The 23,244-nt window shown below is 71.1% G+C and carries 16 protein-coding genes, 1 tRNA gene and 1 pseudogene; 8 read left to right on the top strand and 10 right to left on the bottom strand.

Annotation, left to right across the window (positions count from 1 at the left end; all coding sequences use genetic code 11):
- Nucleotides 1-118: 118 nt before the first annotated feature.
- A pseudogene (locus ASF18_RS24935) lies at nt 119-380 on the top strand (transposase); the annotation flags it as partial.
- Nucleotides 381-741: 361 nt separating this feature from the next.
- Here the strand turns inward: ASF18_RS24935 and ASF18_RS20360 are convergent.
- The 3 genes from ASF18_RS20360 to leuC form a co-directional block, all read right to left on the bottom strand.
- Nucleotides 742-2,301: a site-specific integrase gene (locus tag ASF18_RS20360; protein WP_244472783.1), complete on the bottom strand. Its 1,560-nt coding sequence runs from the start codon at nt 2,299-2,301 to the stop codon at nt 742-744.
- 93 nt (nt 2,302-2,394) lie between these two features.
- Nucleotides 2,395-2,479, bottom strand: a tRNA-Leu gene (locus ASF18_RS20355).
- Between the two features lie 106 nt (nt 2,480-2,585).
- Nucleotides 2,586-4,001, bottom strand: a complete 1,416-nt coding sequence (gene leuC / locus ASF18_RS20350; RefSeq protein WP_056216518.1) for a 3-isopropylmalate dehydratase large subunit — start codon at nt 3,999-4,001, stop codon at nt 2,586-2,588.
- Nucleotides 4,002-4,241: 240 nt separating this feature from the next.
- Here leuC and ASF18_RS20345 point away from each other — a divergent pair, with 240 nt between their 5' ends.
- The 4 genes from ASF18_RS20345 to ASF18_RS20330 are packed head-to-tail and all read left to right on the top strand — an operon-like array spanning nt 4,242 to nt 7,201.
- Nucleotides 4,242-5,207, top strand: coding sequence for a 2-hydroxyacid dehydrogenase (locus ASF18_RS20345; protein WP_056354671.1), 966 nt, complete (start codon nt 4,242-4,244; stop codon nt 5,205-5,207).
- 56 nt (nt 5,208-5,263) lie between these two features.
- On the top strand, nt 5,264-6,145 hold the full coding sequence (locus ASF18_RS20340) for an AprI/Inh family metalloprotease inhibitor (protein WP_082487860.1): 882 nt from the start codon (nt 5,264-5,266) through the stop codon (nt 6,143-6,145).
- 52 nt (nt 6,146-6,197) lie between these two features.
- The gene (locus ASF18_RS20335; protein WP_082487832.1) at nt 6,198-6,995 is read left to right on the top strand and encodes a rhodanese-like domain-containing protein; all 798 of its coding nucleotides are present in this window, start codon (nt 6,198-6,200) and stop codon (nt 6,993-6,995) included.
- Nucleotides 6,992-7,201, top strand: coding sequence for a SlyX family protein (locus ASF18_RS20330; protein ID WP_056277927.1), 210 nt, complete (start codon nt 6,992-6,994; stop codon nt 7,199-7,201). The genes ASF18_RS20335 and ASF18_RS20330 overlap by 4 nt, the downstream gene beginning before the upstream one ends.
- Nucleotides 7,202-7,377: 176 nt before the next feature.
- Here the strand turns inward: ASF18_RS20330 and ASF18_RS20325 are convergent, their stop codons facing one another.
- Nucleotides 7,378-8,820, bottom strand: coding sequence for an NAD-dependent succinate-semialdehyde dehydrogenase (locus tag ASF18_RS20325; RefSeq protein WP_056354667.1), 1,443 nt, complete (start codon nt 8,818-8,820; stop codon nt 7,378-7,380).
- 85 nt (nt 8,821-8,905) lie between these two features.
- Nucleotides 8,906-9,697, bottom strand: a complete 792-nt coding sequence (locus ASF18_RS20320) for a class II glutamine amidotransferase (RefSeq protein ID WP_056354664.1) — start codon at nt 9,695-9,697, stop codon at nt 8,906-8,908.
- Nucleotides 9,698-10,167: 470 nt separating this feature from the next.
- Here ASF18_RS20320 and ASF18_RS20315 point away from each other — a divergent pair, with 470 nt between their 5' ends.
- Nucleotides 10,168-10,560: a response regulator gene (locus ASF18_RS20315; protein WP_056216533.1), complete on the top strand. Its 393-nt coding sequence runs from the start codon at nt 10,168-10,170 to the stop codon at nt 10,558-10,560.
- A 117-nt stretch (nt 10,561-10,677) separates the two neighbouring features.
- Here the strand turns inward: ASF18_RS20315 and rpsU are convergent, their stop codons facing one another.
- Complete coding sequence (rpsU, locus tag ASF18_RS20310) at nt 10,678-10,992, bottom strand: 30S ribosomal protein S21 (RefSeq protein WP_055957071.1); 315 nt, start codon at nt 10,990-10,992, stop codon at nt 10,678-10,680.
- Between the two features lie 555 nt (nt 10,993-11,547).
- Between rpsU and ASF18_RS20305 the strand changes: the two genes are divergently transcribed.
- Nucleotides 11,548-13,029 carry a PAS domain-containing methyl-accepting chemotaxis protein gene (locus ASF18_RS20305; RefSeq protein ID WP_056354661.1) on the top strand — a complete coding sequence of 494 codons (1,482 nt, stop codon included), beginning with the start codon at nt 11,548-11,550 and terminating at the stop codon, nt 13,027-13,029.
- Nucleotides 13,030-13,050: 21 nt separating this feature from the next.
- Here ASF18_RS20305 and ASF18_RS20300 read toward each other — a convergent pair whose 3' ends face one another.
- Nucleotides 13,051-17,916, bottom strand: a complete 4,866-nt coding sequence (locus ASF18_RS20300; RefSeq protein WP_056355251.1) for an NAD-glutamate dehydrogenase — start codon at nt 17,914-17,916, stop codon at nt 13,051-13,053.
- A 1,134-nt stretch (nt 17,917-19,050) separates the two neighbouring features.
- On the opposite strand from ASF18_RS20300, the gene ASF18_RS20295 reads away from it, so the two are divergent.
- Entirely contained in the window at nt 19,051-20,127 is a 1,077-nt protein-coding gene (locus ASF18_RS20295) for a PAS domain-containing protein (protein ID WP_056216537.1), read from the top strand.
- A 51-nt stretch (nt 20,128-20,178) separates the two neighbouring features.
- On the opposite strand, the gene ASF18_RS20290 is transcribed toward ASF18_RS20295, so the two are convergent.
- The 3 genes from ASF18_RS20290 to ASF18_RS20280 form a co-directional block, all read right to left on the bottom strand.
- Nucleotides 20,179-20,598 (bottom strand): FKBP-type peptidyl-prolyl cis-trans isomerase, encoded by a 420-nt coding sequence (locus ASF18_RS20290; RefSeq protein ID WP_056216539.1) that lies wholly within the window; start codon nt 20,596-20,598, stop codon nt 20,179-20,181.
- Nucleotides 20,599-20,687: 89 nt separating this feature from the next.
- A complete protein-coding gene (locus ASF18_RS20285) occupies nt 20,688-21,839 on the bottom strand; it encodes a GNAT family N-acetyltransferase (RefSeq protein WP_056354659.1) in 1,152 nt (383 codons plus the stop codon).
- On the bottom strand, nt 21,836-23,146 hold the full coding sequence (locus ASF18_RS20280; protein WP_244472782.1) for an oligosaccharide flippase family protein: 1,311 nt from the start codon (nt 23,144-23,146) through the stop codon (nt 21,836-21,838). Before ASF18_RS20280 ends, ASF18_RS20285 begins: the two co-directional genes overlap by 4 nt.
- Between the last annotated feature and the right edge of the window lie 98 nt (nt 23,147-23,244).

The raw sequence follows: 23,244 nt of genomic DNA, 5'->3' as shown, positions 1-23,244 counted from the left end.
CCCCCCCCCGACATCGCTGGGTGCCCCCAACCTTGAAACTCGGCAGCTCCCTGTCGGCAGTGGGATCCAGGAATCAGCGTCGGCTTTGCTGTTGGCCCCGCGACATCCTCACAAAGGCGTGGACCTCGCCTTCGTCGATCAGGGCTACACAGGCGAGCGGTCGGCCAAGGCCGCCGGACAGCTCGGCATCGCACTCGGCGTAGTGCGCCTAACCCGAGGCCATGAGCGGTTTCGTTCTCCTGCCCGGACGCTGGTTGGTCGAGCGGGCGTTTACCTGTATGACCCTTTTTCACCGCTTAGCCCGTGAATACGAGCGCCTAGCCAGCACCCTGGCGGGCCTCCACACCGTTGCCTTCGTCATCCTGCTCCTGTGCAGAGCCGCCGACTTCGCCCACGTCCCTAACACCCTCACAGGGAGGGTGTCACCGAGGCATCCTCCCCAAAACCTCGCTCGGCTTCTTTCCGCGAAATCAAGGAGCGGAAGAGCTTAGCAATCGTGTCGCGCACTCTTCTTAGCGTGACCTCACTACGGGGCGGTGGTTCCCTGAACGGTCTTGCGGGGGGCGGGGAGTTCATCGCGACCTGCAAACGGTTTGTCCGGTGCTGTGCAACTACGACCACTGCAGACCGCTACAGATTGTGAGCTAAAGTGCGGGCCATACTTAAGTAAACCACGATATCATTCAGTAGGTACGACGGTTTGACCAAGTCATTTGGCGGAAAGATTGGTATTTTAACCCACTATTTATGCACCAAAGTCTTGATTATTGCAGGTATTTTCTCGAGCTCTCTCTTCATAGCCGATACATCGTACTCACCATACTGATCGCCAATCGACTTATGAGAGTGACCGGTGATGGCATCCGCGATGTTGGGAGCGAGGGCGTGGTTGCGAGCCAGAGTTTTGAACCGATGCCGCCACGAGTGATTCGGAGATATCCGCGTGTCGGTAATACCCAGATCCCTAACCCACCGCCCTAGGATTTTGGTGCCGTTGCCGCCACGCTTGCCGAACTTATCTGGTCTCAGGCGGGAGAACAGTGGCCCGGTACCCTGCGCGCGGACGAAGTCGAGGAAGCCAGCCGCGATCAGGGTAGAATGTAATGGCACCGTCCGTTCCGAGCCGACGGTCTTCAGTGAGCCTGCCTCGGCATCGAACCGCATCGTCGGGATGCCGTCTATCTCCCGTATGTCCTCAACTCGCAACTGGCATACCTCGGACAGCCGAGCGCCAGTGTAAGCGCATAGCCAGGGTATCCACCGCCGCACCAGATTGGTTTCGCTAGCCGCCGCCTGCAGAATTGTAAGGGCCTCCGCTTCGGTGAAGCTGCGGATCCCCTGACCTGCTTTCTTCTTGGCACTAATGGTGATGCCCGCAGCCGAGTTGGCCGGCAGTCGCCGGTTGCTGACACCCCATTGCAGGATCGTACGCACTGGCGCGAGTTTGGCATCGTTGATCGTCTTCGGCTTGAGGCCTGCGGCGACCAGTTCATTCTTCCAAGCGATGACGTTCTCGGGTGTGACCAGCCCCGCATCGTCGTGGCCGACGAAAGCAGCAAAACTCCGAATTACACGCTTCCATTCGTAGAGGGTCTTCTCGGTCGGGTTCCTCTCTGCCGCCCACCCGTTCACGAGTTCATCAAGGGTTACAGATGGCCGTGTTGCTGGGGCCTGCGCTGGCACCGCGCCTTGGTTCGTTGCAACTGGCGATCCGAATATTGGCCCATCGAACTCACCCCGCGCGTAGCGAGCAAGGGTCAGGCTCGCTCGCTGCACCGCGGCGGCGATGCCTTTGGCGAGCTTGAGGTGATCCGCCTCCTCGACGACGAGTCCCCGCCGCTTGAGGACGGCTGTCGCTTCTTGAAGGCACCATTCTTCCATCGCGGACTGACCACTCTCGACGGTCTCCTTCGCATCGCGGATGAGGGCGGTGCCCAGCTCGGACCGCCGCGACCAGCCCCGACGCCGCGGCGGCCAGAGCTTGTCGCCCAACTCGATGTGCCAAAAGGTCTGCCGGCTGGGCTCGTCACGATAGAGACCCAGCCAATGATCGTAGATGGGGGCAGCGAGCTCGTGCGCCTCGCGCTCGCTCAGGTGGCGTGGCCCAACCCGCAACGCTGCCCACCGCTGCTCTAGCTCCACAAGGGCGACGGCGTGCAGGCGCTTCGCTTCTACGGGATCTTTGGTGCCGAGGCTGACCTTCTCCTCGCGCTTGCCGACGAGTACGCGCAGGTCGTTCGGCACTGCCCGGCGCAGGTAGTAGGAGGCGGTCTTGGGATGCTTCCAGGGACGCGTCGTCATCAACGCCATTGTACCACCCGTTTGTACCAACCGGGCAGTGTAAGTCCCTGATTTTGCTATTTCGTTCTGCGGATCAGCGGCTTAGCCAGCTGATGGTGCCCAGGAAAGGACTCGAACCTTCACCTCTTGCAAGACTGGTACCTGAAACCAGCGCGTCTACCAATTCCGCCACCTGGGCTCGCCGGGGCCGCTTGCGGCGCCGACGCGGGTTTCGTTTAGGCGGGGCGGGGCCGGTCGTCAATCCGGATCGCAGCGGATTTTTCGGCCGGCCCGTCGATTGTGGTTCAGGCCTCGCGGCGCCACTCGCGGATGTCGACGAATCGGCCGGCCACGGCCGCCGCCGCTGCCATGGCGGGGGAGACGAGGTGGGTGCGGCCGCGGTGGCCCTGGCGGCCCTCGAAGTTGCGGTTCGAGGTCGAGGCGCAGCGTTCGTTCGGGCTCAGGCGGTCGGCGTTCATGCCGAGGCACATGGAGCAGCCCGGCTCGCGCCAGTCGAACCCGGCCGCCTTGAGGATGCGGTCGAGGCCCTCCGCCTCGGCCTGCTGCTTCACCAGGCCGGAGCCCGGCACCACCATGGCGGAGACGTTGGCGTGGACCTTCCGGCCCTCCACCATCTGGGCCACCGCCCGCAGGTCCTCGATGCGGCCGTTGGTGCAGGAGCCGATAAAGACCCGGTCGAGGGTGATGTCGGTGATCTTGGTGCCGGGGGTCAGGCCCATGTAGCTCAGGGCCTGCTCCTTCGACTGGCGCTTATTCTCGTCCGCGATCCGCGACGGATCGGGCACGGCGCCGGAGATCGAGACCACGTCCTCGGGGCTAGTGCCCCAGCTGACGATTGGCGGCAGGTTGGCGGCGTCCAGGCGCACCTCGCGGTCGAAATGGGCGCCTTCGTCGGTGACGAGGCTCTCCCAGTAGGCCCTGGCGCGGGCGAAGGCCTCGCCCTGGGGCGCCTTCGGCCGGCCCTCGACATAGGCGTAGGTGGTGGCGTCCGGCGCCACCAGGCCGGCGCGGGCGCCGCCCTCGATCGACATGTTGCAGATGGTCATCCGGCCCTCCATCGAGAGGGCGCGGATGGCCGAGCCGGCATACTCGATGACGTAGCCAGTGCCGCCGGCGGTGCCGATCTCGCCGATGATCGCCAGGATGATGTCCTTGGCCGTCACGCCCGGCGGCAGGGTGCCGTCGACGCTGACGCGCATGTTCTTCGCCTTCTTCTGCAGCAGCGTCTGGGTGGCGAGCACGTGCTCCACCTCCGAGGTGCCGATGCCGTGGGCGAGCGCCCCGAAGGCGCCGTGGGTCGAGGTGTGGCTGTCGCCGCAGACGATGGTCTGGCCCGGCAGGGTGAAGCCCTGCTCCGGCCCGATCACGTGGACGATGCCCTGGCGGCGGTCGAGGGCGTCGTAGAACTCGATGCCGAAGTCGCGCACGTTCTCGGCCAGCGCCTCGAGCTGGATGCGGCTCTCCGGATCCTCGATGCCGAAGCGGCGGTCGGAGGTCTGCACGTTGTGATCCACCACCGCGAGGGTCTTCTCGGGGTGGCGCACCCGGCGCCCGGCCACGCGCAGGCCCTCGAAGGCCTGGGGGCTGGTGACCTCGTGGACGAGGTGGCGGTCGATGTAGAGGAGCGTGGAGCCGTCGGGCTCGACATCGACGACGTGGTCGTCCCAGATCTTGTCGTAGAGGGTGCGCGGCGCGGTCATGGCGTGGCTGTTCTGGTTGTTCGTCGGGAAACGGAGGTCGGTCTCCCTTTAGTAGTGTTCCAAGGCGTGCAGCGAAAGTGGGGGCCCGGCTGCGCCCGGCGGATGGCAGCCCGGAGGCGCCCGCATGGGGCGGCGCGCGGGCCGCCGAAGGTCACTGGACCGGTCCGGACCCGCGGCCTAAAGCTGTCGGCGCGGAGCCGCCCAGGCTTCGACCAGATCCCGATCGTCGCCGAGCCCCCCATGCCGCCCATCGACATCCTGATGCTCAAGGCGATGCATCCCGACGTCATGGATGCCGTCGCCGAGCGCTTCACCCTGCACCGGCTCGACACCGTCCCCGATCCGCAAGCCTTCCTGGCCGAGACCGGCCCGCGCATCCGCGGCCTCGCCACGGGGGCCCAGGCGCCGGTGGACCAAGCCCTGCTGGCGCGCCTGCCCGGCCTCGAGATCGTGGCGAGCTTCGGCGTCGGCTACGACACCATCGACACGGCGGCGGCGGCCGCCCAGGGCGTCGTCGTGACGAACACCCCGGACGTCCTCACCGACGAGGTCGCCGACCTCGCGCTGGGCCTGCTCCTGGCCACCGTGCGCCAGATCCCCCAGGCCGAGCGCCACCTGCGCGCCGGGCACTGGCCGCAGCGGACCTATCCGCTGACCCCGACCCTGCGCGGGCGCACCGTGGGCATCCTCGGCCTCGGGCGGATCGGGTGGGCCATCGCCCGGCGCCTGGAGGGCTTCGGCGTCGCCATCGCCTACCACGGACGCCGGCCGCAGGCGGACGTCGCCTACGCCTACCACCCCACCCTGCGGGGCCTCGCCGAGGCCTCCGACGTTCTGATGGTGGTGGCGCCCGGCGGGCCGGAGACCAACGGGATCGTCGATGCGGCGGTGCTGGAGGCGCTGGGGCCGCAGGGCCTCCTCGTGAACGTCGCCCGCGGCAGCCTCATCGACGAGGCGGCGCTGATCGGGGCCCTCCAGGCCGGCACCATCCTGGGGGCCGGCCTCGACGTCTTCGCCCGCGAGCCGCACGTGCCGCCCGAGCTCGTGGCCATGGACCACGTGGTGCTCCTACCCCATGTGGGCTCGGCCTCGGTGGAGACCCGGGCGGCCATGGGCCGGCTCGTGGTGGACAACCTCGTCGCCTGGTTCGACGGACGCGGCCCGCTCACCCCGGTGCCGGAGACGCCCTGGACGGCCCAGGCATGATCGGCCCAGAGAAGATCGACCCAGGCATGATCGGCCGAGGCATGATCGACCGAGGCATGAGCCGCGCTTGCCGCATCGCCGCCCTGGCCCTGGCGCTGGCGGCACCGGCCCTGGCGCAGGAGACCGCCCCGCCCCAGGAGGCACCCGCATCGAGCGCCGCGCCGGCCCCCGCCGCGCCCGAAGTGCCCTTCATCGAGACTCTGCCCCGCGACATCGCCGGGGTGCCGGGCACCTGGGACCTGTCGCGGGACGGCAGCACCCGGCGCTGCGTCCTGACCCTGGCGGGCGCGAGCGGTCCGGCCGGCCGGCGTCTGTCCTTCCCGGCCGGGTGCCGGCGGGCCCTGCCGATCCTCAACGGCGTTGCCGGCTGGCTCTTCACCGACGGCAACCTGCGCCTGGTCGACAAGGACGTCCGGCCGGTGCTGCAGTTCAGCGCCCGGGTCGATGCCCGCAGCCTCGTGGCCGCCGCGGGCGACGAGCATTTCAGCCTGGTGCCGCTCCAGATCGTCGCGATGGTGCCGCCGACCGACGCGGTGCCCACCAGCCCCGGCGCCGGCTACGCCGGTGCCGGCTCTGCCGGTGCCGGCAGCGCCGCCCCGGACGCGCGCAGCGCCCCGGCGCCCGAGGCCGCGCCGGCGGGCGACGCCCCGGCCCCCGGCACCTACGCCCTCGACCGCTACCGCGAACAGGACGTCTGCCGCATCGAGCTGACGCCCGGCACCGCGCCGGCGCCGGTGCGCATCCTCGACCATTGCCGCGACGGCGGCCTGACGGTGTTCGATCCGGTCTCCTGGCGCTTCGCCAACGGGCACCTCACCCTCAACGCCCGCCGCGGCCACATAGTGAACCTGGTCGCCACCGGGGACGGGCGCTGGCGCCGCGACCCGGAGGTCGGCACCACCTTCGTTCTGCGCCGGGTGGAGCCCGCCGCCCCGTGAGCCCCCTCCCCTGAACCCCGAATCCAGTCCCTTGCCCCGCCGATCACCCCCGATGCCGCTGACCGTCGCCGCCCTCTACCAGTTCGTCGCCCTGCCGGACGTCGCCGCCCTGCAGGCGCCGCTCCAGGCCCTGTGCACGGAACTCGGGATCACCGGCACCCTGCTGCTGGCGCCGGAGGGCCTGAACGGCACGGTGGCGGGCCCGGACGCGGCCATCGACGCCTTCCTCGCCGCGCTGCGCGAAGGCCCGCTCTTCGGCGGCCGCCTCGCCGGCCTCGACGTCAAGCGCTCGCAGGCCGAAGCGCCGCCGTTCCGGCAGCTCAAGGTCCGGCTGAAGCGCGAGATCGTCACCTTCGACGACGGCGCCACCGACGCGGCCACGGGCGCCGGCACCCCCGTGGCGCCGGAGGCCTGGAACGCCCTTCTCGACACGCCCGGCCTGCTCCTGATCGACACCCGCAACGCCTTCGAGGTGGCGCTGGGCAGCTTCCCCGGCGCGGTCGATCCGGGCATCACCCGGTTCAGCGCCTTCCGCGCCTATGTCGACGGCCTCGATCCATCGGCGCATCCCCGCGTGGCGATGTTCTGCACCGGCGGCATCCGCTGCGAGAAGGCCGGGGCCTACATGCGCGCGAAGGGCTTTCCCGACGTGCGCCACCTCGAAGGCGGCATCCTGCGCTACCTGGAGACGGTGCCGGAGGCCGAGAACCGCTGGACGGGCGACTGCTTCGTGTTCGACGGCCGGATCGCCCTCGGCCCCGCCCTGGTGGAGCGGCCCGACCACGCGCCCGAGACATTGATGTCCGAGCCCCGGATGTCCGAGCCCCTGATCTCCGAGACGCCACGATGACCGATCTCTCCGCCCGCATCGACGCCCTGGAGATGCGCCTCACCGAGCAGGACGTGGTGATCGACGACCTCAACGCCACGATCACGGCCCAGTGGCGCCAGATCGACGCCCTCACCCGGCAGATGGCCAAGCTCGTGGAAGAGGTGGAGCAGGCCTCCCACCGCCCGGCCTCCGGCGCCCCGGAGCCGCCGCCACCGCATTATTGACGGGACGGTCGCCGCGGGATCCCTCTCCCCCCTGCGGGAGAGGGTGGCCCGCGAAGCGGGTCGGGAGAGGGGAGCGCTGTTTCCGGAGAGGTCGACCCCTCTCCCGCCTGCTCCGCAGGCACCCTCCCCCGCAGAGGGGGGAGGGATGATCCGAGATACGCGACGGCCCTACCCCCCTACGCCCCGACGCTCGCCTGGCTGACGAACTTCGTGGTCAGGTAGGCCTCCAGGGCCTCCGAGCCGCCCTCGCTGCCGTAGCCGGAATCCTTGACGCCGCCGAAGGGCGTCTCGGGGAAGGCGAGGCCGTGGTGGTTGATGCCCACCATGCCGCTCTGGACCCGTGCCGCGACCTCGACGGCGCGGGAGGCCGAGCGGGTATAGGCGTAGGCGGCCAGGCCGTAGGGGAGCCGGTTGGCCTCGGCATAGGCATCCGCGTCGTCGGAGAAGCGCTGGATCAGCGCCACCGGGCCGAAGGGCTCCTCGTTCATGATGCGGGCGGTGGCCGGCACGTCGCAGAGCACCGTCGGCGCGAAGAAGTTGCCGCGGTTGCCGATGCGCTGGCCGCCGGTGCGCAGCTCGGCGCCCTGCGCCACCGCGTCCGCGCAGAGGCTCTCCATCGCCTCCAGGCGCCGGGCGTGGATGAGCGGACCCATGGTGGTCTCGGGGTCGAGCCCGTCGCCGACCTTGCGCCCCTCGGCGAAGGCCACGAAGCCATCGCGGAACCGGTCGTAGACGGATTCGTGCACCAGCATCCGGGTCGGGGCGACGCAGACCTGGCCGGCATTGCGGAACTTGTTGGCTCCGAGCACCGCCACGGCGGTCTCGACGTCGGCATCCCCGAACACGATCGCTGGCGCGTGGCCGCCGAGCTCCATCGTCGCCCGCTTCATGTGCCGGCCCGCCAGCGCGGCGAGCTCCTTGCCCACCGGGGTCGAGCCCGTGAACGACATCTTGGCGATGACGGGGTGTGGGATGAGGTAGCCGGAGATCGCGGCCGGATCGCCGTAGACCAGGGAGAGCACGTCGCCCGGGACGCCGGCGTCGAGGAAGGCCCGGATCATCGCCGCGCAGCTCGCCGGGGTGTCCTCGGGTCCCTTCAGGATCACCGAGCAGCCGGCGCAGAGGGCGGCCGCCACCTTGCGCACCGCCTGGTTTATGGGGAAGTTCCAGGGCGTGAACGCCGCCACCGGGCCGACCGGCTCGCGCAGCACCATCTGCACGACGCCGTCGGCGCGGGCCGGGATGATCCGGCCGTAGGCGCGGCGGCCCTCTTCCGCGAACCAGTCGGTGACGTCGGCCCCCGCCAGGATCTCCACCCGCGCCTCGGCCAGGGGCTTGCCCTGCTCCAGGGTCATGAGGCGGGCGATGTCCTCCACACGCGCCCGCAGGAGATCGGCGGCCCGGCGCAGCACCTTGGCGCGCTCGTAGGCCGAGACCTTCCGCCAGGCGGCGAAGCCCCGCTCGGCCGCCGCCAGCGCCCGGTCGAGATCGGCCCGCGTCGCCACCGCCAGGGTGCCGAGGGTTTCGCCGGTGGCCGGGTTCAGCACCGGCAGGGTCTCCGCGCCGGCCCCGTCGGTCCAGGCCCCGGCGATGTGCAGCGTCACGTTCGGATACGTCATCGGCGTCTCCCGCATGGTAATCGAGCGGGGTTGTCCGCCCTTCGCACGCAGGCCGCAACCCTTATCCGGGAGGGCTGGGGCGTCGTCAGGCGGCGGTGCGCGCGGCCACGGCCTCGGGGCCGGTGACGATCACCGGGCCGCCGCGGCGGGCCTGGAGCGTGCCGCCCTTGGGGACGACCTTCCAGCCGTCGCGGCAGCCGTCGATCGGCTCGGAGACCACGACGAGGCCGGTCTCGGTCTGGCGGTAGTACAGGCTGGGCGGGCTGCTGTCGCAGGCCCAGCGGAAGGCCGTGAGGGTGTCGCCGTCGGTGACGACGGCGGTGAAGCGCAGGGGCTCGGTCGCCTCGGCCGCCCGCATCAGCTCGCGCACCGTGGCCAGGGTCTTGTGCATGGCGCCGATCGGGTCCTCGGCGAGGCCGTTGCCCAGGGCCAGCAGGAAGATCGCCTCGGAATCGGTGGTGCCGCGCCGGTCGTCGTAGAGCGCGTCGGGGATCAGCGCCTCGATGCGGCGCTTGATGCGGTGATAGCCGCCGATCTGGCCGTTGTGCATGAAGAGGTGGCGGCCATGGGTGAAGGGGTGGCAGTTCGCCCGGGTGGTGGCGGTGCCCGTGGAGGCCCGCACGTGGGCGAAGAACATCCGCGCCCGCACCTGCTGGCAGAGGTTGACCAGGTTCTCGTCCGACCAGGCCGGGCAGACGTCGCGGTACAGGCCCGGATCGACCCGCTCGCCGTACCAGCCGATGCCGAAGCCGTCGCCGTTGGTTTCCGTCTTCGCCTCGGCCGCGTGGAGCGACTGGTGGACCAGCGAGTGCGTCGGTGCGCAGACGAGGTCGGTCAGGAAGACCGGCTCACCGGAATAGGCGAGAAAGCGGCACATGACGGACGAACACCCCCTGATCTCGACGATTCGACCGACCCGGTCGCCGCCCTCGGGCAGCGTCCGCCTTATACAACCTGTGCGATCCGCACGACCATGATATTCACGCTAACGTAGTAAACGAATGGTTAACGCGCGCCACGGGCCCGGCCTCCTGCAGAACCCGTGATGCAAGAGGCGCACCGTTGGGCCCGGGCCCTGCCCGGTCGATGGCGGCCCGCAGCCCATTCACCATGCGAGCCCGGCGGGAATGCGGCGGCGAACGCGATCATCGATGCGGGAACCGCATGGCCGGAACATGGATTCGGACTCTTGCCCCCCGCACCGTGGCGGCGCAGCATCACCTGACGAGAATCAGTCATTCGATTGGACAAGGCTGGGACGCGGACGGCGGCTCCGTGCCGCCCGCGTACCGCGTCCCGCCCTGCATTCCGCGCGTTCGCCACCCAAACGCCCGACGAGGAGACTTCATGGACCGCTCACACGCCCCCTGCCCGATCGCCCTCGTGGTCGAGGACGACGCCGATGTCCGCAACCTCGCGACGGCGGTCCTGGAGGAAAGCGACCTCGACGTCATCGCCTGCGACACGGCCGAGGCCGCGATCTCGGTGCTGGAGCGCGCCGGCGGCAACGTCGCCCTGCTCTTCGCCGACGTGCGGCTGGGCGCCGGCATGGACGGGATCGCCCTGGCCAGCGCCGTCGGGCGGCGCTGGCCGGATGTCCGCGTCGTCCTCACCTCCGGCGGCGATGCCCGCGGCGTCGAGGCCCTGCCGGCCCAGGCGGTCTACATGCCGAAGCCCTGGCGCGCCCTCGACGTGCTGGTCCAGGCCGAGCACGCGACGGTGGCGGCCCGGGCCGCCTGAGGGTCTCGCCCCAACGCGGAAAAGCCCGGCCGCAAGGCGACCGGGCTTTTCCGTATGTCCATGACAGGCGACGGCCGGTGCAATGCGCACCGCGGCCGTCGCGGGCCGTCTCGCGCCTCAGGCGTTGCCGGCGGGCGGCAGCACGGTCGGAGCGGTCGGCGCGAACGGCGAACCGCCCGGACGACGCGGCGCACCGGCGCCGAAACGGGGCTTCGGCTTCGGCGCGGCGATCAGGCCCTCGCGGATCGCGGTCTTGCGGGCCTGCTTGCGGGCGCGGCGCACGGCCTCGGCCTTCTCACGAGCCTTGCGGACGGAAGGCTTCTCGTAGGCCTTGCGCTGCTTCATCTCGCGGAAGATGCCCTCGCGCTGCATCTTCTTCTTCAGGACGCGGAGGGCTTGGTCGACGTTGTTGTCGCGAACGAGTACCTGCAACGGTTTCAATCCTCTGAAACGGTGTTTGTTGGGCGGCGCCGACCCTGAGACCCGCCCGGAGCCCCGCGACGCGAACTGCAAAACGTCCCGGACCCGGGATCTCCCCCGGGCGGGACGTCCATCAGACGGCCTCGAATCGGCGCAGAAACTGCACTTGGGGCAGGCTCATACACCAACCGCCCGCGAGTTCCAACACGCCTCGCCGCGGCCGGAGCGCATTATCGCCGCGCCGGTGGGACAAACCGCGGGCGCTGTCGCCTCCGGGACGCCGGCAGCACCGGGGGCGCGTGCTCCAAGGATTCCGAAGTGGTCGCCGACGTCCGATGCGGCAACGACGGGCGCTCGACAAGATGAAGCGCGCGTTCCGGGGCTTTTGCCCGGACAAGGCGGGTCACGCGAAGCACGAATGGTTGCCCAATCGGTTGTGGGAGCGCACGAATTTTCTGATCTTTAATTTTTGTGTCGGAGTTTCTGTGCGCAGCAGCGGACTCATCCGGCGCGATGACCGAGAACTGCGACCTGAGCCCTTCCGGGGTTCTGACTCTGGGGCGTACGATGCTGGGTCTGAGGACGAGGACGACCGCCGAGACGGCCGCGAAACTGGCGGCCCTCGACAAGTCGCAGGGCATCATCGAGTTCAACCTCGATGGGACGGTGATCACCGCCAATCCGAACTTCCTCGCCGTCATCGGCTACGATCTGGCCGAGATCCGCGGGCAGCCGCACAGCCTCTTCGTCGCCCCCGCCGAGCGCGACAGCCCCGCCTACGCCGCCTTCTGGGCCAAGCTGCGCCGGGGCGAATACGAGGCCGCCCAGTACAAGCGCATCGCCAAGGGCGGGCGCGAGGTCTGGATCGAGGCCTCCTACAACCCGATCCTCGACGGGGCCGGCAAGCCCTACAAGGTGGTGAAGTTCGCCACCGACGTCACGCGGCAGAAGATGCAGGACGCCGACGTGCAGGGCCAGCTCGCCGCCCTGCACAAGGCCCAGGCGGTGATCTCCTTTTCCCTCGACGGCACCGTGCTCGACGCCAACGCGAACTTCCTCGCCGCCGTCGGCTACACCCTGCCGGAGATCGTCGGCCGGCATCACCGGATGTTCGTGGAGCCCGCGGAGCGCGACGGCGCCGCCTATGCCGAGTTCTGGGACCGGCTGCGCGAGGGCACCTACCAGGCCGCCCAGTACAAGCGCGTCGCCAAGGGCGGGCGCGAGGTCTGGATCGAGGCCTCCTACAACCCGATCCTCGATGCCGGCGGACGGCCCTACAAGGTCGTCAAGTTCGCCACCGACATCACCGCGCAGGTGACGCTCCTCGAGAACCTGCGCCGGCTGATCGCCCAGAACTTCGGCGAGATCGACGGGGCGGTGCTCCTTTCCAACACGCAGACGCGGGACGCCGACGCCGCGGCCAGCACCACCGCCAGCAACGTCCAGACCATGGCGGCGGCCTCCGAGGAACTCGCCGCCTCCGTCGCCGAGATCTCGCAGAGCATGGCCCATTCGCGGATCGCCACCGAGGCGGCGCAGGGCCAGGTGGTGGCCGCCGCCGAGGCGACCCAGAAGCTCACCCAGGCCGCGGGCGCGATGAGCGGCATCGTCGGCCTGATCCAGACCATCGCCGGCCAGATCAACCTGCTGGCGCTCAACGCGACGATCGAGTCGGCCCGGGCCGGCGAGGCGGGCCGCGGCTTCGCGGTGGTAGCCCAGGAGGTGAAGAACCTCGCCAACCAGGCGGCGCGGGCCACCGAGCAGATCACCGGCGAGATCGACAACGTGCAGGCGGTCTCCCGGCAGGTGGGCGACTCGCTCCAGACCATCCAGGCCTCGGTGGCGCAGATGCGCGAATACGCCATCAGCACGGCGGCGGCGGTGGAGGAGCAGAGCGTCGTCACCCAGGACATGTCGGGCAACATGCAGCACGCCGCGAGCGCGGTCGCGGCGATCTCGCAGAACATCCAGGCGATCGGCCACTCGATCGGCCAGGTCTCCCGCGCGGTCGGGACCACGAAGGATGCGGCCCGCGTCCTCGCCCGCTAGGCCCGCGCCGACCTCCCGGGATCAGCCCTGGGGCGCAGCGCCCTTGGGACGCGCCAGATCGGCCAGCAGGCTCGCCGCCACCGTCGCCTTGGAGACCGTGAGCCCCGAGGCCGTCACGGCCGCCAGGGTGGCGCGGGCATGGTCGAGGGCGGCGCCGCGGCTCCGGCTCCAGGCCGCCACCGCCTCGGGGCCGGCGCCCACCGTGCCGACGACCTCGGCGGTGAGCTGGCGATGCGCGGTGGCGATGGTGGAGACGGCCCGCTCCAGGGCGATGCGGTCGTAGGTGTCGCCGGTGGCGACCTCCCGGGCCGCCGCCGCGAGGTCGGAGAGCCGGAGGGCCCGGTCCAGGGCGAAGTGGGTCGCGGCGATCTCGGGGATCGCGCCGCCGCCGGTCTCGGCGATCCGCACGATGTCGGGGGCCGAGGTCAGGGTGGTGAGGGCCGCGAGGCGCCGGGCCGGCGCCTCGGCCATGCCGAACCCGACGAGTTCGGTCTCGCGCGCGGCGCGCCGCCCGTTCACCGCCTCCCCCATCACCTCCGGCAGGGCCGTCTGCAGGGCGCTGATGCCCTCGCGGTAGCGGGCCACGAGGGGCGCGACGCTGCCCGAGAGGTCGAGGTTGCGCAGGAACCAGACGATCCGGCCCACGAGCAGGTCCTGTACCTCGGCGTAGAGGGCGATCTGCGCCTGACCGCCGATGGCGCCGGCCAGCCCGTCGATGGCGAGGTTCAGTTCCATCAGGCCGTAGGCGTCGCGGGTGATGGCGTAGGCCTTGGCGATGGCGCTCGCATCGGCGCCGGTCTCCTCCACGAGGCGGGTGACGAGGGAGGGCCCGCCGCGGTTGACGATGATGTTGGAGAGGGCGGTGCTGATGATCTCCCGGCGCAGGCGGTGGCCGTTGACCGCGTCGGGGAAGTGCTGGCGGAGCGCCGCGGGGAAGTAGCGCTGCAGCTCCCGGTCGAAATAGGGGTCGTTCGGGGCCGGGCTCGCCAGGAGCGCGTCGTAGAGGGCGAGCTTGGCGTAGGCGAGGAGCACCGCATACTCGGGCCGGGTCAGCCCCTCCCCCTTGCGCATCCGCTCCGCGATGGCGGCATCGTCCGGCAGCAGCTCCACGCCGCGGTCGAGGCGCCCTTCCGCCTCGAGGGCCTGCATCGTCCGCATGGCGAAGCCCGTCTCGGGCAGGCCCCGGTGCTGGGCCAGCGAGAGCGCCAGGGTCTGGAGCTGGTTGTTGCGCAGCACCAGGGCGGCGACCTCGTCGGTCATCGCCACCAGGAGGGCGCTGCGGGCTTGCCCGTCGAGGCGGCCGTCGCGCTCCGGGGTCATCAGGGCGATCTTGATGTTCACCTCCACGTCGGAGGTGTTCACCCCGGCGGAGTTGTCGATGGCGTCGGTGTTGAGGCGCACCCCGTTGCGGGCCGCCTCGATGCGCCCGCGCTGGGTCGCCCCCAGATTGGCGCCCTCGCCGATGACCTTGGCCCGGACCATCGCCCCGGTGATGCGCACCGCGTCGTTGGCCCGGTCGCCGGCCTCCTCGTCGGATTCGGCGGTGGCGCGGATATAGGTGCCGATGCCGCCGAACCAGAGCAGGTCCACCGGCGCCTTCAGGATCGCCTGCATCAGCTCCGCCGGGGTCGCCGCGTCCTGCGCGAGCCCGAGCACCGCCCGGATCTCGGGGGAGACCGGGATGGTCTTCAGGCTGCGGGCATAGACGCCGCCGCCGGGCGAGATCAGGCCGGTGTCGTAGTCGCGCCAGGAGGAGCGCCCGAGATCGAACAGGCGGCGGCGCTCGGCAAAGCTCGCGGCGGCGTCGGGGTTCGGGTCGAGGAAGATGTCGCGGTGGTCGAAGGCCGCCACGAGGCGCAGAGAGCGCGACAGCAGCATGCCGTTGCCGAAGACGTCGCCCGACATGTCGCCCACGCCCGCCACCGTGATCGGGTCGCTCTGGGTGTCGATGTCCATCTCGAGGAAGTGGCGCTTCACCGCCTCCCAGGCGCCGCGGGCCGTGATGCCCATGCCCTTGTGGTCGTAGCCCTGGCTGCCGCCCGAGGCGAAGGCGTCGCCGAGCCAGTGGCCGCGCTCCGCCGAGAGGGCGTTGGCGATGTCCGAGAAGGTGGCGGTGCCCTTGTCGGCGGCCACCACCAGGTAGGCGTCGTCGGGATCGTGCCGCACCGTGTCGGCCGGCGGCACGATGGCGTCGCCGACGATGTTGTCGGTGAGTTCGAGCAAGGTCCGGATGAAGATCCGGTAGCTCTCGGTGCCCTCGGCCATCCAGGCCTGCCGGTCCGAGGCCGGCGGCAGGCGCTTGGGGAAGAAGCCGCCCTTGGCGCCCACCGGCACGATCACGGCGTTCTTCACCTGCTGGGCCTTCACCAGGCCGAGGACCTCCGTGCGGAAATCCTCCGGCCGGTCGGACCAGCGCAGGCCGCCGCGGGCGACGTAGCCGAAGCGCAGGTGCACGCCCTCGACGCGCGGCGCATAGACGAAGATCTCGAAGACCGGGCGCGGCAACGGCATGCCGGCGACCTTGGCGCAGGCGAACTTGAAGGCGATGGCCTCGCGCCGCCCGCCGCCCGGGGCGACCTGGAAGAAGTTGGTCCGCAGGGCGGCCTCGATCAGGTTGACGAAGCGGCGCAGGATGCGGTCCTCGTCGAGGCTGGTCACGGCGGCGAGGTCCGTCTCGATCCCGGCGCGGATCGCGCCCTGGGCCGCCTCCCGGTCGCCGGCGGCGGCGGGGTCGAACCGGGCCCGGAACAGGGCGACCAGGGCGCGGGCCACGCCCGGATGGGCGCTGAGGGTGGCGGCGAGGTAGTCCTGGCCGTAGCGGATGCGGAGCTGGCGCAGGTAGCGGCCGAGGGCGCGCAGCAGGGCGACGTCGCGCCAGGGCAGCTCGGCCTCCAGCACGAGGCGGTTGTAGCCGTCGGATTCGGCCAGCCCCGTGCCCAGCGCCAGCAGGGCCTCCTCCAGTAGGGTCTCGAGGCGGCCGAGGTCGATGGCCGCCCCCGTGGCGCGCTCCAGCAGCATGTCGTGCAGCCAGACCCGACCGGCCTCGTCGGCGCCGGGGGGCAGGATGCGGTAGGTCCGCTCGTTGATGACCCGGAATCCGAGGTTTTCCAGCACCGGCACCCGCTCGGACAGGGAGAGCGAGGCGCCCCGCGAGAACACCTTCAGGCGGATCTGCGAGTCCGGGTCGGCGGCGCGCCGGCCGATATCGGCCGCCCGGGGCCGCGCGGGGCTGAGGCGCTCCACGGTCATGATGTCGGCGATGGCCACGCGCGGGGCGAAGCTCTCGCGATAGGCCGCGGAGAAGGCCTCGCCGTAGCGGGCCGCCAGGGCGCGGGCCTCCGGGCCGTCCAGGGTCTCGGAAAGGGCCACCCGCAATTCGTCGCCCCAGGTGCGCACCAGGGCGGCGATGCCGGCCTCCAGGGCGGCGGGGTCGCGCTCGGGCGCACCGGATTCGGGCAGGCCGATGATGAAGTGGGTGCGGGCGAGCGGCCCGTCGGGGAAGTACGGGTAGGCCGCCGAGACCCGGCCGCCGTATTCGCCGGCGAGGTAGGCGCCGATCCGCGCCCGCACGGTGGAATCGTAGCGGTCCTTGGGCACGTAGACGAGGAGCGAGACGAAGCGGCCGAAGCGGTCGGGCCGCGAGAGCACCCGCAGGCGCGGCCGGTCGGCGAGATGGGCGATGGCGAGGCTGAAGCGGTAGAGCCGGTCGGCGTCGATCTGGAACAGGTCGTCGCGCGGGTAGGTCTCCAGCACGTCGAGGAGGCCGCGCCCCGCATGGCTCGTGGGATCGAGGCCCGCGCGCATCGCCACCTGCGCCACGGTCTCGCGCAGGTAGGGGATCTCGCGGGTCGGCAGGGTGTAGGCGCTCGCGTTGAACAGGCCGACGATGCCGACCTCGCCGGTGAGGCTGCCGTCCGCGCCGAACAGCTTGCAGGCGATGTAGTCGAGATGGGCGGCCCGGTGGACCCGGGACTTGGCGCTGGCCTTGGTGATGATGAGGGCCTGCGGCCCCTCGAGGAAGGCGCGGATCTCGGGCGTCATGTCCACGAGGGCGCCCCCGCGCCGCAGCACCGCCACCCCCGGATCGCGCAGCAGGCCGAGGCCCGAGCCCTCCACCAGGGCATGCTCCGCCCCGGAGAGGCTGTGCTCGCGCAGGCCGAGCAGGGTGAAGTGCCCCGCGCCGAGCCAGGCGAGGAAGGCCCGCGCCTCCGCCACCTCGGCCGCCGACAGGGGCGGCGGGGCGTGGGCATAGGCCTCCGCGAGGCCGGCCAGGCGGGCGGTCATGGCGTCCTGGTCGTCGGTGGCCAGGGCGACGTCGTGGAACACGCGGGCCAGGCCCTCGACGAGGCGGGTGCAGGCCTCGCCGGCATCGAGCCGGTCGAGGTGGATGTGGATGAAACTCTCCCGCGCGAAGCCGGCCTGGGTGTCGGCGGTGGTCTCCCCCACCACCCGGACCAGGGCGCCCGCCCCGTCGCGTTCGACGCCGAGGATCGGGTGGGCGACGAGGTGGGGGGCCAGCCCCTGCTCCGTCAGCTCGGCCAGGGCGGAATCGAGCAGGAACGGACGGTTGTCGTTGACGACCTCGACGATGGTCAGGTCGCGGGTGCGGCCGTCACGCAGGACGGCGCGGTCGCTGACGGACAGGTTGGCGGGTGCGCCCGGGTGCCGGGGCTCGGCCAGCCGCCCCCGGGCCGCCAGGGCGAGGTCGGCGAGATCCTGCGCCGTGTAGGGCGCGAGGTCCTCGGGCGGCACGCGCCCGAACAGGTCGGTGACGAAGCCGCCGGGGCCGCCCTGCGCCACGACCTGGTCGGCCGCGGCGCCGAGAAGGTCCGTGCGGGCCCCCCGGGCCTCGGGGCTGGACAGGGCGGCGTTCCGTTCCAGTGCCATGGTCATCGTGTCCTTGCGGGGGGCGTCGACGCGATCGATCCCGGGGGGGCCCGATCAGGGCCAGTTCGATCCGGGCCAGTTCGATCCGGGCAGGTCGTCGCGGCGATCGGGCGGGGATGGCCCGTCGGGCGGCTGGGGGCGGAGGGACGGTGGCTGGATCGCATCGCTGGGTCGCCGATCTCTTCGCTGGCCCGCGATTCGCTCGCGATGGCCGCCGCGCCCTCACTTGAGCATCGGGCTCCCCGTCTTTCCAGGGCCGGACGACCGGATCGGGCGCGGGCCGCTACGACCGGCGGTCGATGTCAGGCTTTGCGGGCACCGCGCGGCGCGGGTGCCGCCCCCGGGCGGCCGACGCAGCCCTGCCAAGAGCGAGGGCAGGCCGGCCGGCTCGATCCGAAATGGGGTACGGGAAGGCGTTCGGGAAGCCGCTCGTCAATGATCGACCGTATCCGTTCGCGCTATTTCCATCCTCTGCTCGTATCTCATCACGAAGACTTGAAGACAACTCAGGGTTTAATTGGGGGTTTTCAGTTTTGGATACGCGTCAATTTCAGGCACATCCCTCAATCATCTGTCTGCGGAGGCCCGGAACCACTGTAAGCCAGCGGCCACCCGAGGAGAGAAGTCCTGCCCCCTTCAGCGGGCGCCCGGCCCACCGACCGGCGCAGCGTCCGTCTGCGGTGCCATCCGCTCGTGCGCCGAAGCCGCCGCAGGGTCTCCGACGCCGGTCGAGGGCAAACGCCGGACCTTGTGCCGGCGAGAACCAGTGCAGGACCCACGACCGTGCCGGCGCCGATCGGAGACGGGTCCGGCGGCCATCAGATCCCCCGATCGCCGGGCGATCGAGACGCGTTTCCCGACCGCGCGGGACCTTTGGCCCGCGCGGGGCGCGTCGCCCCGAGGCGGCGCTCCGCCCCGGGATCGCCCCCCCCTGGACGCGGCAGCGCATCCTAGGATTGGAAGCATCTGAGAGCTATTGTGAATGAATTTTAATGTAGCGCCCAGGCTTTTAACTGGACTTGCAGCGATGGCGTCTCATAATCCGGCCCGGTTCGGGCAACGCGTGCCTGCCCTTACATCGTCATGAGAGATGATTCTTTGTTTTCCGCGGGTGTGATCCGTTCCGGAATTTCCGTGCCGAGGGAGGAGCCGCGCCAGCCCGTTCCCGCCTCGCTGGCCCAGATTCTCCGGCTGGTCGAGGAGCTGGCCCAGATCGGGCTCTGGTCCATCGACCTCCGCTCGGGCGTGCTCTCGCTGTCGGACGGCGTCGTGCGGCTCACCGGCCTGTCGCAGCAGACCACCCGGATGGAGGCGCTGCGCGCCCTGGTCCATCCCGAGGACAGCCCGATCTTCGACGAGGTCTCGGCCGCGCTGCGCACCGGGATCCCGGTCGATCGCGGCTTTCGGATCGTTCGGCCGGATCGGACCGTGCGCTGGGTCGAGTTCAGGGGGAACGTGGTGCTGGGGACGGATGCCCGTCCGGTGCGGGCCGACGGCCTGATCCTGGACGTCACCAGCCGGCACGAGACCACGCAATCGGTCCTGCGCAATCAGGCGCGCTACGAGGGCCTCGTCCAGGCGATCGCGGCCGTGGTCTGGCTGATGAGCCCGGACGGGGTCCGTCAACCATCCCCGAGCTGGTGCGCCCTGACGGGTCAGACCCCGGAGGAGTGGCATGCCGGCGGCTGGGTCTCGGCGATCCATCCCGAGGACCGGGAGCGCGCGGCCAGCGCCTGGGCGACGGCCTTCCGCCGGCACGAACCCTACGAAGCCAATTACCGCCTGCGCCGCGCCGACGGGCATTACCGCTGGGTCAGCAGCCGGGCCGTCCCGGTGCTCAACCCCGACCGCTCGGTCCGGGAATGGATCGGCCTCGTCATCGACATGACCAGCACGGCCAGCATGATGACCCAGCCCCCGGCCCTGGCGCTGGCCGACATGTCCGGGCCGCTGATCCGGAGCGCCCGGGCGATGCTCAACTGGTCGATCCCGGACCTCGCGGCGGCCGCGGAGGTCTCGGGCTCCAGCATCAAGCGATTCGAGGAGAGCGGGGGCGCCGTGCTGCGGCCGCGGACGCGCGCCGCCATCCGGAACGCGCTGGAGGCCGCCGGCATCACCTTCGTCGCGCGCCTGTCCGGCGAGGTCGGCCTGGTCTACCGGCCGGTCGCGCCCGAGGCGCACCCGGAGTCCCGACCCGACACCGCCGCCTGAGGCGGCGCGGGGCCGCCGGTCGCGCGACCTCGACGCGACCGGCGTGGTATACTAGCGGGCGCCGAGAAGCTCGACGTCGAAGATCAGGGTCGCGTTGGGCGGGATCACGCCGCCGGCGCCGCGCGGGCCGTAGCCCTGGTCGGGCGGGATGATCAGCGTGCGCTTGCCGCCGACCTTCATCGTGGCGACGCCCGTGTCCCAGCCGGCGATGACCTGCCCGGCGCCGAGGGTGAAGGTGAAGGGCGTGCCGCGATCCCGCGAGGAATCGAACTTCTTGCCCGGCTTGCCACCGTCGTCGAGCCAGCCCGTGTAGTGGACGCTGACCTTCTGGCCGGCCTTCGGCTCGGGGCCGGTGCCCACGACCTCGTCACGGTACTGGAGGCCCGAGGGGGTGGTGACGGTCTCGGCGGATGCGGATGCAGTCATGGCGAGGATCAAGGCTCCGGTGAGGGCATAGAGGGGACGGCGCATGGTAGGTCCTGTCTGGCATGCCGAGGCGGCGCAGTAGCACGGACTCGCCAGGACGTCACAATCCCCGCTCTGCGCCGAGCCCCGCGCCCTCAGCGCCGAAGCAGCCGCCGCGCCTCGCCCCGGGCCGTCTCCTCGAAGCGGGCGAGGCGGAGGCGCCGCTCCAGCCCGATCAGCCCGCGCGCCCTCTCCGGCACGGCGACGATCTCCGCGACGGTGTCGCGCTCGCGGTAGAGGCTCTCCAGGGCCGAACCGGCCAGGGTCGCGGAATCGAGGCGGTCGGCGAACCCCTCCGCATGCAGCGCCCGCACGATCTCGGCCTCCAGGACGAGGCCCGGCGCGAAGGCGCGGGCGGTCTCGTCATAGGCGGTCTTCAAGAGGTAGGCGGTCCCGCCCGCCACCAGGGCGAGGCTGACGGCCAGGGTCGTCCCATCCCGGCTCAGGGTGTCGGCCCGGATGTCCACGGGGCCTCCCTCGGCCCGGAACAGCGCGCGGGCGAAGGCGGCATGCGCCGGGCGGCAGGCCATGGCGGTGCCGGCGGCTCCCTTCCATCCGGCGGCCTCGACGTCGAGGAAACCCTCCACCGCCCGGGCGAGAGCCGGTCCCTGCGTCACGGTCTGAAGGCTCACCACACCGCCCTCGGCGAGGCGGCGCTGCCGGCGTCGCAGATCCTTCAGCCGCGAGGGATGCGGATGCCCGTCGAGGAAGGCGCCGTGATCGGGGCGCCTGTCGAGGACTGGACGGGCGAACCGCGCCACCTCGCCGAGATCCCAACCGGCCTCCGCCATCGCGGCCATCAGGTCGTCGCCCGGTGCCGCCTCGACCGAGAGCAGCGGCCAGCGCCACGCCCGTCCGCCGGAAGCGGCGGCAAGGCCCTCGACCAGGGCCGCCAGGATCGCGGACCTGTCCGGGCCCTCTGCCACCAGCGGCGCGGACGCGGTGATGAAGGGCGACGCGAACGGCAGCAGCACGGATCGTCCGAGTCCGCAGATATCGTAGGAGCGGCGAAACGGCAGAACCGCCTCCAGGCGCTCCGGCCCGTGCACGACGACGACGCCCATGTCCGGGGACGCCAGGCCGCTCGCCAGATGGGCCTGCATCACGTGCCGACCGAAGAAGGGATGCGCCCTCCCCGCCCGGACCGAAAGGTCGTCCCAAGCCGCCGCCTCCCGCCCGAGAGACGCGAGCGACGTGATCGCGTGGGTATAGGCCGGCGCAACCCGCCGGGCGTGAGCGGCACTCATCGACCCCGTCTCCCGAATAGACCGATCCGGACCGGCGTGACCAGGCCATGCACCGCATGGGCCGCCCAGGCCATGGCGGCGGCTCGGACCACGGTAGCGAGCGCCATCGCCAGGGCGGCGCCGATCACCCCGAACACCGGGACCAGTATGAGGCAGAGGCCGCCGGCCAGACCCAGGATGCCGACGGCGACGCCGGCGGCCAGGCGCTCTCCGCCGAGCATGTTGAGCAGGTCCTCACCCGGACCGAAGGCGCTGGCGGCGACACTCCCGGCAACGAGGACGGCGAGGATGGGCAGGCTGTCCCGGAATTCGGAGCCGAACAGGCCTAACAGGAGGGGCGCGGCCGCGAGGACGGCGATCCCGATGAGCGTGGTGGCCGCGAGGGTGAGACGCGCCTGCAGGGCGATCAGATCGGCGAGCCGCCCCCGATCCCCGGCCGCATGGGCTGCGGTGAAGCGTTGCGCCGTGGCGGCGGTGGCGGCGAAATGGACGAAGACCACGAATTGCTGGATCCGCGTCGCGGCGAAGTACAGCCCCACCGTGGCCGGTGGGGCGAGCAGGCTCAGCACGACGACGTCGATGAAGCTCGAAGCGGACGTGGCGAGGTCGCTGCCCGCGATCGGCAGGCAGGCGCGGAACCAGCGCCGCCAGGCATAGCGGCGCGGTCCGGTGGGCAGGATCGCCTGAAGGCGCCGCAGCAGCAGGGCCGCCTGGATCGACACCGCGATCCCGGTCGCCACGAGGGTGCACAGGACGGCGACGCGCGCCTCCGCCGGGGCGCCGAATCCCACGGCCGCCAGCATGGCGGCCATGATCAGACCCTGCCGCAGCAGGTACGGGGGCGCGATGGCGAGCACGGCCCAGTTCTGACCGCGGGCCACGCCCTCGCAGTAATCCTGAAGCGCGAAGAGCGGCAGCACCAACGCCGCCACGAGGAGCGGGGCGGCATAGGGCCCCTCCAGCAGGGAGCCCTCGACCCAGACCAGGGCAAGCCCCCCGAGGGAGACGGCCATTGCGCTCGCCAGGGTCACGGTCGTGCCGCCGACGAGGTAGGCGCGGACGGCAGCCAGGTCGCCCCGGGCCTGATCCGCCGGAATGAACCGGCAGGCGCCCTGCGACAGGCCGAGGGTGGCCGAATGACCGAGGATCGCGATCCAGACCCAGATCGCTGCGAAGATTCCGTACTCGGTGCCGCCCATCAGGCGCGCCATCAGCACCTGCCCGACATAGGCGAAGCCGGCGGCGCCGATGCGGATCGCGAAGACGTGGATCGCCGCCCCGGCGGCACCACCGCGCAGACGCGTCAACGCGCTCCACGCGCCGGCGGCTCCGATCCTATCCGTCGCTGTGCTCACCGAATGGCCCCCGCCCGATCGACACCGGTGTAGGGCCTACGCCATTGCGG

It is taken from the genome of Methylobacterium sp. Leaf89, from assembly GCF_001422215.1.
In the GTDB taxonomy this organism is placed as follows: domain Bacteria; phylum Pseudomonadota; class Alphaproteobacteria; order Rhizobiales; family Beijerinckiaceae; genus Methylobacterium.
This window is presented reverse-complemented; position numbering and strand designations above follow the sequence as displayed.

What these genes read in the sequence shown, in the direction of transcription:
- ASF18_RS20360 (WP_244472783.1), bottom strand. Translation starts at nt 2,301, where the DNA reads ATGACGACGCGTCCCTGGAAGCATCCCAAGACCGCCTCCTACTACCTG.
- leuC (WP_056216518.1), bottom strand. Translation starts at nt 4,001, where the DNA reads ATGACCGCGCCGCGCACCCTCTACGACAAGATCTGGGACGACCACGTC.
- ASF18_RS20345 (WP_056354671.1), top strand. Translation starts at nt 4,242, where the DNA reads ATGCCGCCCATCGACATCCTGATGCTCAAGGCGATGCATCCCGACGTC.
- ASF18_RS20340 (WP_082487860.1), top strand. Translation starts at nt 5,264, where the DNA reads ATGAGCCGCGCTTGCCGCATCGCCGCCCTGGCCCTGGCGCTGGCGGCA.
- ASF18_RS20335 (WP_082487832.1), top strand. Translation starts at nt 6,198, where the DNA reads ATGCCGCTGACCGTCGCCGCCCTCTACCAGTTCGTCGCCCTGCCGGAC.
- ASF18_RS20330 (WP_056277927.1), top strand. Translation starts at nt 6,992, where the DNA reads ATGACCGATCTCTCCGCCCGCATCGACGCCCTGGAGATGCGCCTCACC.
- ASF18_RS20325 (WP_056354667.1), bottom strand. Translation starts at nt 8,820, where the DNA reads ATGACGTATCCGAACGTGACGCTGCACATCGCCGGGGCCTGGACCGAC.
- ASF18_RS20320 (WP_056354664.1), bottom strand. Translation starts at nt 9,697, where the DNA reads ATGTGCCGCTTTCTCGCCTATTCCGGTGAGCCGGTCTTCCTGACCGAC.
- ASF18_RS20315 (WP_056216533.1), top strand. Translation starts at nt 10,168, where the DNA reads ATGGACCGCTCACACGCCCCCTGCCCGATCGCCCTCGTGGTCGAGGAC.
- ASF18_RS20305 (WP_056354661.1), top strand. Translation starts at nt 11,548, where the DNA reads ATGCTGGGTCTGAGGACGAGGACGACCGCCGAGACGGCCGCGAAACTG.
- ASF18_RS20300 (WP_056355251.1), bottom strand. Translation starts at nt 17,916, where the DNA reads ATGGCACTGGAACGGAACGCCGCCCTGTCCAGCCCCGAGGCCCGGGGG.
- ASF18_RS20290 (WP_056216539.1), bottom strand. Translation starts at nt 20,598, where the DNA reads ATGCGCCGTCCCCTCTATGCCCTCACCGGAGCCTTGATCCTCGCCATG.
- ASF18_RS20285 (WP_056354659.1), bottom strand. Translation starts at nt 21,839, where the DNA reads ATGAGTGCCGCTCACGCCCGGCGGGTTGCGCCGGCCTATACCCACGCG.